The following is a 17,441-nucleotide window of genomic DNA, read 5'->3' as shown; positions in this document are numbered from 1 at the left end:
TTTTCGATATTAAAAATTACTTTTAAGGGGAATTAAATAAGGAGATAGTAGATTCATAAGTACTATAATTGTTATATTTGTTTATTAAAAGCGCAACTTATGTCAACAAAAGACAAGAAATCAAAGAGATGGAAGAGTAAACTTTTAAATAAGTACCGTGTTGTTATCGTTAATGATAGAACTTTTGAAGATGTAAGGTCTTTTAAATTAAATCTTTTGAATGTCGTTGGTGCAATGACGGCATGGATTTTTCTATTGATTTTATCTACCGTTATTTTAGTTGTATTAACTCCAGTTAAGGAGTATATTCCCGGATATTCTTCTGCCGATTTGAAGCAAAGAGCGATTGAGCTAACCTTAAAAGTTGATTCATTGGAGGTCGAATCTGTAAAGAATAAAGCCTATTTGTTAGCCGTCAAGAAGATCTTACTCGGCGAGGTGGAGTCAACACACAGCAACTTGGATTCTCTTAAAAAATCAGAAGTACCTGTTGATCAAATCGTGCACAAGGAACCAAGTGAAAAGGATTTAAAGCTTAGAGAAATGGTGCGATTAGAAGATAAGTATAACTTGTTTCCTGAGGCTACGCCTAAAGTAAATCAAATTCTTTTTTCGCCTATTGATGGAGAAATCGTCAAGAGGTTTGATCCAAGTATATCTCATTTTGGTTTGGATTTTATGGCTGCTAAAGGAACTCCAGTCAAGGCTATATCAAAGGGTATTGTACTTTTTGTCGATTGGACCTTGAGAGATGGATATACTGCGATAGTGCTACACGAGGATGGAATAATTTCCGTGTATAAGCATCTGAATACAATGGTAAAAGAGGAATATGACAAAGTTAGTTCGGGTGAAGTATTAGGCTTATTTGATGGTAATTTTGAAGATGAGTTAAATAAAAGTAATAAGAAGTATTTTCATTTTGAATTGTGGAAGGATACATATCCTTTAGATGCTTCGGTATTTATAGATATTGAATAATAGAATATGTCATTAAAATCTTTTGGTGCAAAAGTATTTGCATCTATTATACATAAAAAGAATCAGAAATGGATTAATAATCCAGTAGAAACACAACATAAAGTGCTCTTATCTTTGCTCAAAACAGCTGGGCAAACCAGTTTTGGAAAAGATCATCACTTCTCAGAAATAAAAACGCATAGCGATTTTGTAAATCGCGTACCTATTCGAGATTACGAAGGGCTGCGTCCCTATATCGACAGAGTAGTTGAGGGAGAAGCTAATGTACTGTGGAAAGGCAAGCCTCTTTATTTTGCCAAGACTTCAGGAACTACTTCAGGAGCTAAATATATACCATTGACAAAGGAGTCAATGCCTTATCATATCAGTGCTGCAAGAAACGCTATTTTGGCGTATGTGCACGAAACAGGTATTGCGGATTTTGTAGATAGAAAAATGATTTTCTTGCAAGGGAGTCCAATTTTAGAAGAAAAGAATGGAATAAAACTCGGCAGGTTATCTGGTATTGTAGCTCACTTTGTCCCTGCTTATTTGCAGAAGAATAGACTTCCAAGTTTAAAGACAAATTGCATTGAAGATTGGGAAACGAAAGTTGATGCTATAGTCGAAGAAACTGTACATCAGGATATGAGTATTATTTCGGGTATTCCAAGTTGGGTGCAAATGTACTTTGAGCGTTTGGTTGTCCGAGAAGGTAAGTCAGTAGGTGATATTTTCAAGAACTTTAATTTATTCATCTACGGAGGAGTAAATTACGAACCTTATCGCGCTAAATTTGAACAACTAATAGGAAGAAGGGTTCCGTCAATAGAGTTGTTTCCTGCCTCAGAAGGCTTTTTTGCCTATCAGGATTCTCAGAAAGAGAAAGGACTATTGCTCTTGTTAGATGCAGGTATCTTCTATGAGTTTGTGAAAGCAGAGGATTTCTTTAATGAGAATGCCAAAAGATATACCATTGGCGAGGTAGAACTGGGCGTGAATTATGTTTTGATTATTTCTACAAATGCTGGTTTATGGGGATATAATATTGGAGATACAGTTCAGTTTGTCAACTTGAAACCTTACCGTATCGTTGTGTCTGGACGTATTAAGCATTTTATCTCTGCTTTTGGTGAACACGTCATCGGCAAGGAAGTAGAAACGGCTATAGAAGAAGCTATGAGAGGAACGACTATTCAAGTGAACGAGTTCACAGTGGCTCCGCAAATAACACCAAGTGAGGGGTTGCCTTATCACGAGTGGTTTATCGAATTTGGCAGTGAGCCAGAGCACTTGGAAAGTTTTGCTTTGAAAATCGAGCAATCCCTTCGAAAACAAAATAGTTATTATGATGATTTAATTGTCGGAAAGGTTTTGCAAACTTTGAAAATTAGAAAAGTGACTAAAGGAGGATTCCAAAACTACATGAAGAGTATTGGAAAACTGGGTGGGCAAAATAAATTGCCAAGATTGAGCAATGATAGAAACATTGCAAGTGAATTAGAAATTATAAATTAAATATTGACGTAATATGAAAGGTATGAAAGAGATTAAAAATATATCAAGAACGAGAGCACAGGTATCGTCAGCAGCAGTGGAACGCATGTATATTACTATGCGTCACCTGTTTAATAGAGGGTTTTATAAGCCCATGGGAGTGTCAGGAGATACCTTAAGAGAAGCCTTATTGGAGTTGCGTCCAGAAATATATGGTACAATTGCAGAAGAAAAAGTAGAGTTGAATGGGTTGTTATACGTGATTGAGCGTCTTCCTATCGGAATAGAAGAGTGTCGCTATATTAACTTGACTTCGGATGAAGGATATACTTTTTCGCATTTTACTGCTATCGTGCCACCAAAGAGAAGAAGAAATTGTTACCGCATAGATGAAGAACAAATGAATATCGAGATTACCAGAGGTAGATCTGATATCTATGATGTTTTGACTCACTTGACTTTTATTTTTATTGAATCGCATAAAATTAAAGATCGCGTTTTAATTGGTGAAGATGGTAAAGTGACCAGAGATTGGCGAAAAATAGAGACGGCAGCCAAGAAAGAAGAACCTTTAGAGTTAGAGGAGAAAGAGGTAATTATGTCGCACTTATCTAATGTTTTGGGACGTTCTTTCGCTGAGGTATTAGATGTCTATGAGAAATTTGCAATAGAAGAAAACCCAGATCGATTTTTAGATGTTATCTATTGGTTGGGTAAATTAGCGATAGAAGAGGATGTATTTAACGACAAGAGAACGATTACTTTTAGTCCATTGTTAAGAGAGCGTTTAGGACATCATATTTATGGAGAAATTTGGTCTGATCGCATCAAGGAGGTTTTGACTAAGAAAGGTTTGTTAGAGCGTCCTATTCATATCATCAGTGCAAATATGCATAGTGTGATGAACTCAATTTTTGCTCCATCTGTTGTTAAACAAGAGTTAGAAGTTACTTCTGAATTGGGAATCTATGAGGAGTTGAGTAAACCTGAGAACAAGCATCTAAGAGATCTTGTAAATGAAAGGGCAGAGAGAGAAGGAATGGTGTTTCTTAAAGATGAGTCAGGTACAAATATTGATGTTCAAATTTTTGATACTGCTAAGATTAACTTTGCCAATACTAATTTTAAAGGACAGCAAATTGAGGGGGAATACCCTGTAATTATCGTTATGGATTACGCTTTTGGAGAGCAGGCTTATGAGACGATTGACGAGCTTTTGAAACCGTATAAAAAGACAACGATGATTGATGTAGAATCAGTGTCTATTATGGGGAAAGCTGGTATTTTAGTTGGAGGTAAAGGGGATATTATGATCCCATTTGCTCATATTAACGAGGGTACTGGAGATAATTATCCATTTGACAATGAGTTGACAGTCGAGATGTTTAAGAATGATGATATCCCAGTTTTTGGTGGTACTATGGTAACTGTATTGGGAACGTCGCTTCAGAACAAGGATCTATTAAAATTTTTCCACGATTCTACATGGGGAGTAATTGGATTAGAAATGGAAGGAGCACATTACCAAAAAGCAATTCAAAGTGCTTCTAAGATTAGAAAGAGTATTAATCCAGATGTAAAAGTTAGATATGCTTACTACGCTTCTGATAATCCATTGGAAACAGGAAGTACACTTGCCTCTGGTGGTTTAGGAACTACAGGTGTGAAACCGACGTATTTAATTACGATTAAGATATTAGAGCAAATATTTAGTATTAAGTAGAGAATTTAATTATGGGAGATTCGAATAATCACAAGTCGCAGGACTTAGATGAAATAGACTTAAAGTATTTAAAAGAATCTGCAGTATCATTATTTGATACTGTAGGTTTTGGTATATTTAGACTAATAAGATTAGTGTTGAGCTATTGGTATCTTTTTACTCTGGCAATAATCATAGGTGTTGGTTTAGGGTATTACAAAGAGAGTAATATTCCTGAAAAGGCTCTTGAAGAGCAAGTTTCGAATGTACAAAAAGATATTCAAAAGTATAGTATTCTTATTTCTCCTAAAGTTGAAAGTGTTGATTACTTGAAGTATTTGGTTTCGAGTAATTTCAAGAATACTTTTAGCTCTCAAGAATTGTTATCATCTAGATTAATTGGAGTAGATGACATATATAATTGGTTGAGTAAAGATTCCAGTTATGTAAAAACATTAGCTTTGATCGGAACTAATTTGAATAGTCATGAAGACCTAATTCAAAATTATGCTACATCAAAGAATTATCATTATCAAGATTTGAGAATAGAAGTAAATTCAGATTTTGAGATTAATAGATTTGTAGAAGAACTTCAGAATTATTTTGATAGTTTACCGTTGTTTAAGAAAAAGTTAGAGCTTGCTAAGCAAGGACTACTTTTAAAACAAATAGAGTACTGTAAAGACTTGGAAAGAATTAATCATGCTCTTGATATTGTTAAGAACGGGAATAAACTATCTTTAGATAGTGAATCGAGAATATTGAGTTTAGTTAAGTTTAAGCACGAGTTACTTGAGTTGATACAGGATAATGAATTTGAATTGTTGGAGAGTGATCATGTTGTTTATTTGCTTGGAGTAGTAAAAGATGAACGAGAACTCGATAAACACTATGTAGGAAATGTTGTAAAAGAAGCGTCAAAGAATAAGATGATCATGTATTCATTGTTTTTGATTCTGTTAGTTTTTATCGGATTAGGTGTTTATAAATTATATACTCACTACAGTAATCGAAAATGATGGCATAATGAAGATTAAAGCAACAAATATAGAAGGCTGTTTTGAATTGTACCCTACTGTTTTTAATGATGAGAGAGGATATTTTTTTGAGAGCTACAATAAGGTGACCTTTGAGAATTTATCGGGACTTAAGGTTGATTTTGTACAAGACAATCAATCTTTTTCAAAAAGAGGAGTTCTAAGAGGATTGCATTTTCAGAGAGGAATATACCAACAGGCGAAGCTTGTACGTGTAATTAAAGGTGAAATAGAAGACGTTGTAGTAGATATTCGCAAAGATTCTCCAACATTTGGTCAGTACTTTAAAACAGTACTTTCTGCTGAAAATAATAAGCAAATTTTTGTACCAAAAGGATGTGCACATGGTTTCTTAGTATTGAGTGAGGAGGCTTTTTTTAATTATAAATGCGATAATTATTATAATAAAGAGTCAGAGGGGGGAATTTTATATAATGACGTAGATCTTAATATTCCATGGAGTATTAGTGATAGTGAATTGATTATTTCAGATAAAGATCAAGTGTTACCAAGATTTAAAGATATTAGTGCATTATGAAAAAAGTACTTGTAACAGGCTCAAAAGGACAGATGGGGCAAGCATTAAAATCAATCTCAGGAAATTATCCTAAGGTTGATTTTGTTTTTATGGATAGAGATAGCTTAGACATTACGTGTCAATCTGTTGTAGATGAAGTATTCGATAAGATTCTTCCAGATTATTGTTTTAATTTTGCTGCTTATACAGCCGTCGATAAAGCAGAAGAAGATGTAGAATCGGCCTTTAAGATTAATGGAGAAGGAGTATTTAATTTGGCAAAAGCCTGTGTAAAACACAATACTATATTGATTCACCTTTCCACTGATTTTATTTTTGATGGTACAAAATCTAGTCCCTATTTTAAAGATGATATTCCCAATCCGATAAATGTATATGGTGTTTCTAAGTTGAAAGGAGAGGAGTATGTAAAAGAGATTCTTCAAAGTTATTATATAGTTCGTACTTCGTGGTTATATTCTGACTTTGGACATAACTTTAAACAGACAATGTTAAGGTTGTCGAATGCGAACGACGAGATAAATGTGGTAGATGATCAGGTAGGAGCTCCTACTAATGCGTTAGAGTTATGCTGTTTTTTAATGAATTTAATGCAAGAAAAACGAGAGTATGGAGTTTATCATTATAGAGGAGAGAAAGTGTGCTCTTGGTATGAATTTGCAGTATCTATTTTTAGAGAAAATAATATAAATATAAAAGTTAACCCAATAACTACAGAGGAGTATCCTACTAAAGCAAGGAGACCTAAGTATAGTGTGTTGGATCTTGGTTAGTTCTTAGTTATTTTAAAAGATAGAGTTAATATATTATAGAATAATGACAGTTTATTTTTACATTCCTAATAAAGCTATAAATGAGGCGACAATTTATTATACAAAGATTGTTGAGCAAGCCTTTTTGGAAAACAATGTTTCAGTTATTAGGAAAGAAAGCTTAGATTTCTCTTTAAAAAAAGAAGATTTAATTTTTACAATACGTATAATAGATTTTATTAAAGCGCGTGTAAAGTTAAGAACAAAGCGAATTGCTATTTGGTTCCAGGGGATTTTAGGAGAAGAGTATTTGTTGCTTAATAACAATTCTTTGAAAGCCAAAGTTGTAAAAAAAATAGTAGATATCTGTGAAAAGTATACCTTGAAGAATTCGTTTTTCTCTTTTTTTGTATCTGACGCAATGAGAAGGTATTTTGAAAAGAAACACAATTTACTTTTAGATGAGGATTATGCTTTAGTACCTTGTTATAACAAAAAGCTGAATAAAGCTTACTTTGACACTGGTAAAGAAAATTACACTTTCGTTTACGCAGGAACACTTTTTTCATGGCAGTGTTTTGAAACCACAGTGAAACTTTTTAAGGAGATAGAGAAGCTAAATGAGAAAGCAAAGTTTATTGTTCTTACTAAAGAGAAAAATGAAGCAAAGGATATTTTGAATAAATATGATGTGAGAAATTATGAAATTTCCTTTGTAAGTTTAGATCAATTGGATTTAGAATTAAGTAAGTATAAATATGGGTTTTTGTTGAGAGAAGACGATGTAATTAACAATGTTGCAACTCCAACTAAGATGAACTCCTATCTATCTGTTGGTTTAATACCAATCTATACCAATGTTGTTTATGATTTTGAGGAGAAGCTTGATTTAGGCTCTTACTCTATTAAAATTGATATTAATGCTGATTTGAGTTTAAGTGCAGAGCAAATCTTTTTAAAAGATCAAGTTACTGTTGACTACAGTGAATATTATGGTATTTGTGAAAAGAACTTTACTCACTATTACGATGATAGTTATAATGTAGATTTAATTAAAAATACACTAGTAAGAAAAGCTTTAGTATGACTATGAAAGGTTCATTAAATAGAAAAGTTTTTTTGCTTATTTCTTTCATTTCTATTTTAATAGGAATGTTAGGATATTACTTTTTGCCTGAAAAGTTTTTTTATGATTCAATTAATATTGTAAATGATCCACTGAATGAAATTGGTTGGTTTGGAGGTAGTTATCCATTTACTATAAGTATATATCACTACAGTGGATTAGCTTTTTTACCCAATTTTTTAATTGGTTTTATTCAATTGAGTATTGTTTTTATAATACTAAATAAGTTAGGTATACCTAAGGATTTTGGTAAAGTAAGTTATAAGAATTTATTCTTGTACTTTTCTTTTCTATTTGCAGGGGTATTTCTGGGACAGCCTACAAAAGAGTTTATTGCTTTTATCATTATGTTGGTTCTTTTAAAGTTAATATTAGATAATAGATATACTCTTTTTAGTAAAAGCATGATGTGTGTTTTTATATTATTCTTGTTTGGTATCTTGTTTAGGCCATACTATCTTTTGATTCCCTTCATAGTGTTTGGGATGTATATTGTAGTTTATCTGCCTATTCGGAACAAATTATTTTGGGTGATTGTTGCTGGAATATTTGTAGTTTTTAGCATATCTATTGCTGTGTATTTTTTGAAAGGCGATTTTTTAACAGAGTTATATAGGGAGCAAATAAATGACCCTAGAGTTGGTGAAGATTTTGCAAGTTCAATGATTAGTTCACCTGTGAGGCCTACCACTTGGTACAATGAGTTTGTGAGTATTATATATGGTTTTTTTGCTGTTAATATTCCAGTAGATGCAATAAGATTACTTCTAAAGCCTCAAGTTTTAGTTTTCATTTGTTGGCAAATTGTTTTTGTAATTATTTTTTACAAGAAGTTTCGACTTCATATTTTAAACCGATTCACCCACCAAAAGGAGATTCTAGTTTATTTATTTGTGTTAGCAATGTTTATTATACAAGGATGTTTTGAGCCTGATTACGGATCTGTGTTAAGACATAGAATTGGATTTTTCCCTTTTATTTATTTTATAATTATAGATGGAGTTAACAAAAAAGAATAGAATAGATTATATATTTAATTTATTAATTTTAGGAATAGGATGTACTTTTTTTATGCGTAAGATTAGTACAATTCTAATTATACTATTTGTAGTATTTTGTGTAGTGTTTAAGCGAAAACTTGTTATTAATAAGACAAGTTTTCTTATAAGTTTAGTTATTGCTTCTTTGTTTTTAGTAGAGTTGCTTTTTATTTGGAACAGTTCCGATGTAAGTGTCGCCTTGAAAAGTTTGGAGAAGTATTTAAGTCTACTTTTGTTTCCTATTTTTATTATTGGTAATTACAGAGATATTAGATTTAAGTTTATTTTATTAAATTATGCAAGGATTACGCTTGGATTGACTATTTTCTTTTTTATTAGATTTATAATTTTATATCCTGAGAATGTAGACTTATACTTACAAGGAGTTCACCTTTGGGAAGCAGGTTACGTTTTTGTTGATAGTTTTGGTAATCACGCACCGAATGTTAACTTACATTTAGCCTTTGTGACTTCTATCATCTTTTATTATTTTTTGCAGGATTATTATAGAAGTAGTGTGCTTAAAAGAGTTACTAACTTAGTTTGTATCATAGCTTTGATAGTATTAATCTTTGTTATTAATACAAGAGTAGCGTTGTTTTTAGTTTTTATAGATTGTTTTTTAATTGTTTTTTACTTTTTGAAGAAATCAACAAGTTTTAAGTTTGGTTTAAAACAAAGAATATTATTGATATCATTTGTTGTTCTTTCTCTAACAGGAAGTATATACACCATTGCAAAAGTACCTTATTACAAGGATAAGTTTTCTACATTTACTTTTGGTTATATGGATAAAGTAGGGAAGTTGGATGAAATTCAAAATCCTGAATCAAAAGTTTATAATTCACTAGCTTTAAGACTAAGTGTTTGGAAGTCAGTATGGGCAATTTATCAAGAAAGTAATCCCTTGATTGGTATTGGTGTTTCGGATTTTGATCAGGCATTGTATCATCATTATGAAGAAACGGAGCAGTCTTTTCTAAGAAAACATGAATTAGGCCCACATAATCAATATATAGAAAGTTTAGCTAAATTTGGTATTTTAGGTTTACTTTCTACACTTTGTTTTCTCATTTTACCTTTTACGTTAGGTTATAGAATGAAGTTTGTATTAATGATGCTCTTCTCTTTTAATATGTTGTTTGCAAATTTATTTGATGGCTATTTGTACTTATTTATGGGCATTGTTTATAGTGGATGGATGATTAGCTTATTTGGAGCTTATTACCTACAATTTAAAAGTAAGTTAGAGTCTATTTAAGGATTCTGTATAAATTGTCGAGAGGATTGTAAAATTAGTTTCTTTGTTATATTTATTAGTACAATCAATGTATGCATTGGTTCCTAATTTAGCTCTTAGACTCGAATTTTCTAATTCATGTACAAGTGGTACTAGATCTTCAACCTTTTCAAATAGGTATCCATTGATACTATCTTGTACAATATCTTTATTGCCAATTACATTTGTTGCTACGATTGGTTTGTGGAAAGCCATTGCTTCTAAAACAGCAATTGGTAAACCTTCCCAAAGAGAAGTTTGTATGTATACGTCTAAGCTATTCAATGAATCATATAGATCTGTTTGATTGTGAATCCAACCAGTAACAATAATATTGCTAGCCGTTAGTAGTTCTTTTTGATCTCCATCCCCTATCCATATGAATCTATATTTTGGAAAAGTTTCAGCTATTTGATTAAATAGTTGAGGGTTTTTTTGTGGCATGATTCTACCAATTGTTCCAATTGTAATAGTATTAGTATTATTTATTTTGGGTATATAGTACTTTGAAAGTTTGTCAAGGTTAATTCCATTTCTTACTAGCATTGATTTACCTATTTTACGGGCAATATTGTACTCTGTATCCCCACATGCAATTGTAGTTCCTCCAAATAATAGTTGTGTGAATTTCTCTATATTATAGAATATCTTTCTTTTTAGAGGTGAGATGTCAAGTCTTAGAAAAGAATATCCGTGCGGTGTGTAATAAATTGCTTTTCTCTTTACCATAAACGTTGTAGCCCAACGGCCGATGACCCCTGCTTTAGAAGAGTGAAGATGCACTACGTCAGGTTTGATGCTTTTTAAGAGATTGCGCAGTTTTAAAGTAGCTTTTATATCCTTTATAGGTTTTAATTCACGTTGCATTTCAACACAAATCATTGTAATGTTTTTTGGAAAATCATTTTTGATTTGCTCTTCACTGACTTCTTTTCTATTATTACTATAAATAATAATAGTTTCAATATCGTCTACTTTTGAAAAGAAATGAGCTAAGTCTTTGAAATAAGAATAAACACCACCACCGAAAGATTCTACTATATGAACTACTCGCATACTTTTTTATTGACAAAAATAGTATAAATATTGTTACTTAAGTATTGTTATTCTTGAAGGTTAAAAAAACTGAAAAGTTCATTAACTTAGCAATTTAAAACGAATGTTAAATGAAGCGAATACTAATCACTGGTGCTGCTGGTTTTTTGGGATCACATTTGTGTGATCGATTTATTGCTGAGGGATATCATGTAATAGGTATGGATAATCTCATCACAGGCGATTTGAAGAATATTGAACATCTCTTTAAACTAGACCGATTTGAGTTTTACCACCATGACGTAACTAAGTTTGTTCATGTACCTGGTGAATTAGACTATATACTTCATTTCGCATCACCAGCAAGTCCGATAGACTATTTAAAGATACCTATTCAAACATTGAAAGTAGGGTCTTTAGGAACGCATAATCTATTAGGTTTAGCACGTGTTAAAGGTGCGCGAATCTTAATCGCTTCTACTTCTGAGATATATGGTGATCCCCTTGTACATCCACAAACGGAGGAGTATTATGGGAATGTGAATACTATTGGACCGCGTGGGGTGTATGACGAAGCTAAGCGATTCCAAGAATCCATTACCATGGCTTATCATACTTTCCATAATGTTGAAACAAGAATTGTTCGTATCTTTAATACATATGGTCCTCGTATGAGGTTAAATGATGGAAGAGTTATACCAGCTTTTATCGGTCAAGCATTGAGAGGAGAAGATTTAACAGTTTTTGGAGACGGAAGTCAAACAAGATCTTTTTGTTATGTTGATGATCAAGTAGAAGGAATTTATAGATTGTTATTGTCTGATTATCATTTACCTATTAATATTGGTAATCCCGATGAAATTAGCATTCTTGATTTTGCAAGAGAAATAATAAAACTTACTAAAAGTGATCAAGAGATAATATTTAAGGACTTGCCTATAAATGACCCTTTACAACGTTGCCCAGATATTACTAAAGCGCAGACAATATTGGGATGGCAACCAAAAGTTGGTAGGAGTGAAGGTATGATGAAAACTTTTGAATATTTTCAAAAGTTCTCAGATACAGAATTGTTAAAAGAAGAACATAAAGATTTTTCTAAATTTATTTACTAGTGGCTAAAAATTCTGGAAGATATTCTTATTTAATTAGGCCATTAACTATATCATTAGATTTGATATTGATTAATGTGCTCGCTACGCTAACATTTGATATACCAAATGCTTGGCTTTTTCACGTATTCTTGTCAGTTGGTTGGATAATTAGTGCTTGGATTAGTAATTTCTACGATGTATATAGACATACAAGAGTTGTTAGAATATTAGAAAAGGTAGTAAAACAATTCGCACTTCAGTTTGTTGTTGTTACTTCTTTTAATGGTTTTTTTGAGCGTTTTGCCGAACCAATGACTCTAATTACATATGGTGTATTGATTGTTATTACTGTAACTTTTTCAAAGTTCCTGATCTTCTTCTCATTGAAGTATTTTAGAAAAGTTTTAGGTGGTAACTCGAGAAATATCATTTTGATTGGAGAAGGAAAAGAAATAAGCCGTTTGGCAAAAGTATTCCATAAGCGAAAAGATTTAGGTTTTAGAATATTAGGGGTTTATTCTGACTACCTTTCAGATTCAAAATTAGACGAGATTAAAACGTTTATTTTAGCTCATGAGGTTGATGAGATTTACGTTCAATTTTCAATTGTACAAGACGAGGATTACCATGAACTACTTGAGTTTGCTGATAGCAATTTAATAAAGTTACAGTATGTTCCAACTCAAAAACAGGTTCTAACCCATAGTTTAAAGGTTATTTATTATGACATTGTACCTGTTTTGCCACGTCGTGTAATTCCTTTGGATAAACCTTATAACAAGTTGTTTAAACGCCTTTTCGATTTAGTTTTCTCATTAGGTGTTATAGTATTTATTCTTTCTTGGTTAGTTCCGATAATAGCTGTTTTAATAAAAAGAGAATCTAAAGGCCCCGTTTTCTTTAAACAGAAGAGGACAGGAATTAATGATGAAGAATTTTATTGTTATAAGTTTCGTTCAATGGCTGTCAACGATGATAGTGATAAGAAGCAAGCTACCAAGAATGACAGTAGAATAACTAAGATTGGTGCATTCCTAAGAAAATCAAGTTTAGATGAGTTTCCACAATTCCTAAATGTGTTCTTAGGCGACATGTCTATTGTAGGACCACGCCCCCATATGGTAGTTCACACTAAAGTTTACGCCAAACGAGTAAATAAGTTTATGTTGCGTCATTTGGTTAAACCTGGTATCACAGGAATGGCACAGACACATGGATATAGGGGAGAAATTGAGACTGATAGAGATATTATTAACCGCTTCAAGTACGATTTGTTTTACTTGGAGAATTGGTCGATATTCTTAGATCTTAAAATAATTTACCTAACAGTCTATAATGTTTTTAAAGGTGAAGAGAAAGCATATTAAAGGTATTATTATAATACCTTTTTTTATTTATAAGCTCTTTTTATAGTAAGTAAAATAGGTTAATTTTGACCATGTAAATAACAAACAACACAATTAATGAAAATTTTATTATTAGGTTCAGGCGGACGTGAGCACGCACTTGCTTGGAAAATCTTACAGAGTACTCGTTGTGATCAGTTGTATATTGCACCTGGAAATGCTGGTACTTCGCAAATAGCTACAAATTTAGATCTAAGTCCTTTAGATTTTGAGAGTGTAAAACAGAAAGTATTAGAGTTAGGTATTGATATGGTTATTGTCGGACCAGAAGACCCTCTTGTAAAGGGGATTGTGGATTTCTTTAAAAACGATGATGCGATTAAGCATATTGCTGTTATAGGACCATCTCAAAAGGGTGCAGCTTTAGAAGGGAGCAAAGACTTCGCTAAAGAGTTTTTGTTGAAACACAATATTCCAACTGCCGCATACCAGACTTTTACAAAGGATAAAATTAACGAAGGCAAAGCATTTTTGGAAACTTTACAAGCTCCTTATGTTTTAAAGGCTGATGGTTTAGCGGCTGGAAAAGGAGTTGTTATCCTAAACGATATCGCTGAAGCTAAGGTAGAGTTAGAGAATATGTTAGTAGACGCTAAGTTTGGTGATGCAAGCTCTAAAGTAGTTATTGAAGAGTTTTTGTCGGGTATAGAGTTAAGCTGTTTTGTCTTAACTGATGGGAAGTCGTATAAGATTTTGCCTACAGCAAAAGATTATAAGCGTATTGGAGAAGGAGATAAAGGCTTGAATACAGGAGGAATGGGGGCTATTTCGCCAGTTCCTTTTGCGACTGATGAGTTCATGGCTAAAGTTGAAGAACGCGTTGTGAAACCTACAATTAAGGGTATTATCGAAGATAAACTAGACTTCAAGGGGTTTGTGTTTATTGGACTGATTAAAGTAGGAGAGGATCCTTACGTGATTGAGTACAACGTACGTATGGGAGATCCCGAAACAGAAGTGGTAATGCCAAGAATAGAATCTGATATTGTTGATTTATTTGAAGGAGTTGCGAATGGAACTTTAGCCGAGAAAACATTGGTAATTGATCAGCGAAGTGCTACAACCGTTATGTTGGTTTCAGGTGGCTATCCAGAAGCTTATGAAAAAGGATTGGAAATTACAGGTTTAGATCTTGTTTCTGACTCTATCGTATTTCACGCTGGAACTGTTTTAAAAGACGATAAAGTGGTTACAAATGGAGGACGTGTTTTGGCTGTAACTTCTTATGGAAATACTTTCGAAGAAGCATTAAAAAAATCTTATCAAAATATAGATAAACTAAATTTTGATAAGATCTATTATCGTAAAGACATTGGATTTGATCTTTAAGATTATATTATTTTAAAAATGAGTGGGCTGTTGTATCTTGTTCATCTTCATTGTTAGCTTTGAATAATTTTAGTTGTTTTAACCAATAAGCAAAGAAATAACAAGTAATAAGGATGAATACCCAAGTAATAATATTAGCAGTCCACCAGTTTTTAAGTTCTAATTTTGCAAAGAAATCCATTGGCAAGAAAAGAAGCTTTTCGAAAAGGAATCCAATTCCGTTAAAAAATGAAGTCATGGTACTTTATTTTTAAATTAAATTAATTATTTATAATCCGTTTTTATATAAGTTAGTAAAACTAAAAGAGTTCAATTAACCTATAATAGGTACAAAAATATAAAATATATAAATGTTAGCAAGTATTTTTAGTAAAACAAAGCCGATTAATTATATCATACTGACTATATTAGTTGTTGTATGCTATTCTTTATTTATCGGATTTAGTGATGATACTACCGGATTTACACTGTTTGAGGTAGGTAAGAAAACTGTTGTTTTAGGATTGTTATTACTCATGTTCTTCTTATCTCAGTTTATTGTAACAAAGAATAGACTCGTTAACGATAATGCCTATGTTCCGTTATTGTTTGTGTCTTTTTTATTGTTCTTTCCAACTGTATTTGAACACACAAGAGTAGTTATCTCTAACTATTTTATCATGCTGGCATTAAGGCGTATTTTTTCCTTGCATTCAACACAACAATCTAAGGAAAAGATATTTGACGCATCATTGTGGATTCTGGTCGCTTCTCTATTTCACTTTTGGAGTATCTTGTTTTTAGTGCTTTTGTTCTTTGCAATTATCTTTTTTGTGACGAAAGATTATAGAAATTGGGTGATACCTATTTTAGCTTTTTTCACTGTATTCATCGGTTTGTCTATTTATCTTTTAGTAACAGATAATACTTATGTCGATTGGTTGGAAACGAAGTTACAGATAAGCTTTAACTTTATGTATTTTGAGAATACATATCAGAATATTGCCCTTGCAACCTTTGCTTCAATATCTATTTTGTTTTTTGTGGCCGAATTATTTGATCTTAGAAATAAAGCATATAATATGCAGAGCACCTATAAGAAAATGCTACTAAGCTTTCTTATAGGAGTTGCAATTTATGTTATCTCTCCAGACAAGAATAATGGAGTTTTGATTTTCTCATTCTTTCCATTGGCTGTATTAGGAGCTAAATACATCGAGTCAGTTACACAACGCTGGAGAAAAGAAGCAGTTGTCTCTACTGTATTCTTGCTGGGAATCTTTTTTTATATAATGCAATTGGTCTTATAACTTATGGCCATAAGCTAAATCACCTGCATCACCTAACCCTGGCACAATATAATTGTGGTCATCTAACTTTTGATCAAGTGTTGCTACCCATAGATGTATGTGATCTGGCAAGTGTTTCTCCAAGAACTCAATTCCCTCAGGAGCTGCGATTACCACTGCTATATGCATTTCTTTTGGCGTCTCCTCAGCCATCAATTTATTAATCACAGCAACTAAAGATTGTCCTGTAGCAAGCATTGGATCTATTAAGATCATGATTTTGTCTTGAAATGAAGGTGCAGCTTGATATTCAACCAATATCTCACTTGCTTCACCGTGTTTTCCATGACGGCGGTATGCTGATACGAAGCCGTTTTCAGCATTGTCAAAGAAATTCATAAAACCTGTATGTAAGGCTAACCCAGCACGTAGGATTGAACATAAAACAACTGGGTCTTTAATACATGTTGTTTCTTTTATTCCAAGGGGCGTCTGAACAGAAATATCTTTGTATTCTAATGTTTTACTTAACTCATAAGACATGATTTCGCCGATTCTTTCGATGTTTTTTCGAAATCTCATGCTGTCTTTTTGAATATTTACATCACGTAATTGAGCCAAGAAGTGATTTAAAATACTGTTTTCTGCAGAAATATAATGAATTTTCATAGGAGTATAATTAGTACCATAAAAGTATAAAAACTATATTTGTAAATAAAATTATTATTATGTTTTCAGAATTAGCATTTCCAATATTCGAAGAGAGTATTCGTGATTATCATAAATACGACAATGTAGACCAGCCAATTAGCAACCCTTATCCCAAAGATGATATTAAACATTTATTGTATCTAAAAAATTGGATTGATACCGTTCAATGGCATTTTGAAGATATTATTAGAGATCCACAGATTGATCCTATTGCAGCTTTAGCTTTAAAACGTCGTATTGATGCTTCAAATCAAGAGAGAACTGATATGGTTGAATACATTGATAGCTATTTCTTACAGAAGTACAAAGATGTGCAAGTAAAAGACAATGCTAAGATTAATTCTGAAAGTCCTGCTTGGGCAATAGATAGGTTTTCTATTTTAGCCTTAAAGATTTATCACATGAGAGAAGAGGCGACGAGACCTGAAGCAACTCAAGATCACAGAGATAAATGTCAAGCTAAATTAGATGTTTTATTAGAACAGAAGAAAGATTTATCTACGGCAATTGATGATTTATTGCAAGATATTTCTACTGGAGATAAATACATGAAAGTGTATAAACAAATGAAAATGTATAATGATGAGGAGCTTAATCCTGTGTTATATCAAAACAAAAAGTAAATTGTATTATTGAATCTATCATATACAAAAAGCGTGAAATACTA

Annotated in this window: 17 protein-coding genes; 14 read left to right on the top strand and 3 right to left on the bottom strand. The window is 32.3% G+C overall.

All coding sequences use genetic code 11. From position 1 onward, the window contains the following. Positions 1-99: 99 nt before the first annotated feature. The 9 genes from NWE55_RS07185 to NWE55_RS07145 are packed head-to-tail and all read left to right on the top strand — an operon-like array spanning position 100 to position 9,913. A complete protein-coding gene (locus tag NWE55_RS07185) occupies positions 100-981 on the top strand; it encodes a murein hydrolase activator EnvC family protein (RefSeq protein ID WP_155090620.1) in 882 nt (293 codons plus the stop codon). A gap of 6 nt (positions 982-987) precedes the next feature. Beyond that, positions 988-2,478 carry a GH3 auxin-responsive promoter family protein gene (locus tag NWE55_RS07180; RefSeq protein ID WP_155090621.1) on the top strand — a complete coding sequence of 497 codons (1,491 nt, stop codon included), beginning with the start codon at positions 988-990 and terminating at the stop codon, positions 2,476-2,478. 22 nt (positions 2,479-2,500) lie between these two features. Further along, on the top strand, positions 2,501-4,180 hold the full coding sequence (locus tag NWE55_RS07175; RefSeq protein WP_155090622.1) for a DUF6909 family protein: 1,680 nt from the start codon (positions 2,501-2,503) through the stop codon (positions 4,178-4,180). Positions 4,181-4,191: 11 nt separating this feature from the next. After that, on the top strand, positions 4,192-5,178 hold the full coding sequence (locus NWE55_RS07170) for a hypothetical protein (RefSeq protein WP_155090623.1): 987 nt from the start codon (positions 4,192-4,194) through the stop codon (positions 5,176-5,178). Between the two features lie 7 nt (positions 5,179-5,185). Continuing rightward, positions 5,186-5,734 carry a dTDP-4-dehydrorhamnose 3,5-epimerase gene (gene rfbC, locus NWE55_RS07165; RefSeq protein WP_155090624.1) on the top strand — a complete coding sequence of 183 codons (549 nt, stop codon included), beginning with the start codon at positions 5,186-5,188 and terminating at the stop codon, positions 5,732-5,734. Beyond that, positions 5,731-6,507 (top strand): dTDP-4-dehydrorhamnose reductase, encoded by a 777-nt coding sequence (gene rfbD / locus NWE55_RS07160; RefSeq protein WP_258204680.1) that lies wholly within the window; start codon positions 5,731-5,733, stop codon positions 6,505-6,507. The genes rfbC and rfbD overlap by 4 nt, the downstream gene beginning before the upstream one ends. Positions 6,508-6,550: 43 nt before the next feature. Beyond that, positions 6,551-7,573: a glycosyltransferase family protein gene (locus NWE55_RS07155; protein ID WP_155090626.1), complete on the top strand. Its 1,023-nt coding sequence runs from the start codon at positions 6,551-6,553 to the stop codon at positions 7,571-7,573. A 2-nt stretch (positions 7,574-7,575) separates the two neighbouring features. Then, positions 7,576-8,631, top strand: a complete 1,056-nt coding sequence (locus tag NWE55_RS07150) for a hypothetical protein (protein ID WP_155090627.1) — start codon at positions 7,576-7,578, stop codon at positions 8,629-8,631. Continuing rightward, the gene (locus NWE55_RS07145) at positions 8,609-9,913 is read left to right on the top strand and encodes an O-antigen ligase family protein (protein ID WP_155090628.1); all 1,305 of its coding nucleotides are present in this window, start codon (positions 8,609-8,611) and stop codon (positions 9,911-9,913) included. Before NWE55_RS07150 ends, NWE55_RS07145 begins: the two co-directional genes overlap by 23 nt. Here NWE55_RS07145 and NWE55_RS07140 read toward each other — a convergent pair. Further along, on the bottom strand, positions 9,899-10,987 hold the full coding sequence (locus NWE55_RS07140) for a glycosyltransferase (RefSeq protein WP_155090629.1): 1,089 nt from the start codon (positions 10,985-10,987) through the stop codon (positions 9,899-9,901). The genes NWE55_RS07145 and NWE55_RS07140 overlap by 15 nt on opposite strands. Positions 10,988-11,097: 110 nt before the next feature. Here NWE55_RS07140 and NWE55_RS07135 point away from each other — a divergent pair, with 110 nt between their 5' ends. From NWE55_RS07135 to purD, 3 genes are all read left to right on the top strand, one after another. Then, complete coding sequence (locus NWE55_RS07135; RefSeq protein ID WP_155090630.1) at positions 11,098-12,081, top strand: UDP-glucuronic acid decarboxylase family protein; 984 nt, start codon at positions 11,098-11,100, stop codon at positions 12,079-12,081. Then, positions 12,081-13,427 carry an exopolysaccharide biosynthesis polyprenyl glycosylphosphotransferase gene (locus tag NWE55_RS07130; protein ID WP_160338989.1) on the top strand — a complete coding sequence of 449 codons (1,347 nt, stop codon included), beginning with the start codon at positions 12,081-12,083 and terminating at the stop codon, positions 13,425-13,427. Before NWE55_RS07135 ends, NWE55_RS07130 begins: the two co-directional genes overlap by 1 nt. A gap of 96 nt (positions 13,428-13,523) precedes the next feature. Further along, on the top strand, positions 13,524-14,795 hold the full coding sequence (purD, locus tag NWE55_RS07125) for a phosphoribosylamine--glycine ligase (RefSeq protein ID WP_155090631.1): 1,272 nt from the start codon (positions 13,524-13,526) through the stop codon (positions 14,793-14,795). Between the two features lie 7 nt (positions 14,796-14,802). Here the strand turns inward: purD and NWE55_RS07120 are convergent, their stop codons facing one another. Beyond that, on the bottom strand, positions 14,803-15,033 hold the full coding sequence (locus tag NWE55_RS07120; RefSeq protein ID WP_155090632.1) for a DUF6341 family protein: 231 nt from the start codon (positions 15,031-15,033) through the stop codon (positions 14,803-14,805). Positions 15,034-15,145: 112 nt separating this feature from the next. On the opposite strand from NWE55_RS07120, the gene NWE55_RS07115 reads away from it, so the two are divergent. Then, entirely contained in the window at positions 15,146-16,084 is a 939-nt protein-coding gene (locus NWE55_RS07115; protein WP_155090633.1) for a DUF6427 family protein, read from the top strand. On the opposite strand, the gene upp is transcribed toward NWE55_RS07115, so the two are convergent. Further along, a complete protein-coding gene (gene upp / locus NWE55_RS07110) occupies positions 16,079-16,732 on the bottom strand; it encodes a uracil phosphoribosyltransferase (protein ID WP_155090634.1) in 654 nt (217 codons plus the stop codon). The two genes, NWE55_RS07115 and upp, sit on opposite strands and share 6 nt — an antisense overlap. A 59-nt stretch (positions 16,733-16,791) precedes the next feature. Between upp and NWE55_RS07105 the strand changes: the two genes are divergently transcribed. After that, a complete protein-coding gene (locus tag NWE55_RS07105) occupies positions 16,792-17,397 on the top strand; it encodes a DUF4254 domain-containing protein (RefSeq protein ID WP_155090635.1) in 606 nt (201 codons plus the stop codon). The last annotated feature ends 44 nt before the right edge of the window (positions 17,398-17,441 follow it).

Origin of the sequence: Myroides albus, from assembly GCF_024722315.1 — a bacterium.
Classification (GTDB): domain Bacteria; phylum Bacteroidota; class Bacteroidia; order Flavobacteriales; family Flavobacteriaceae; genus Flavobacterium; species Flavobacterium album_A.
The sequence above is the reverse complement of the archived record's forward strand: the minus strand, read 5'-3'. Positions and strand labels throughout refer to the sequence as shown.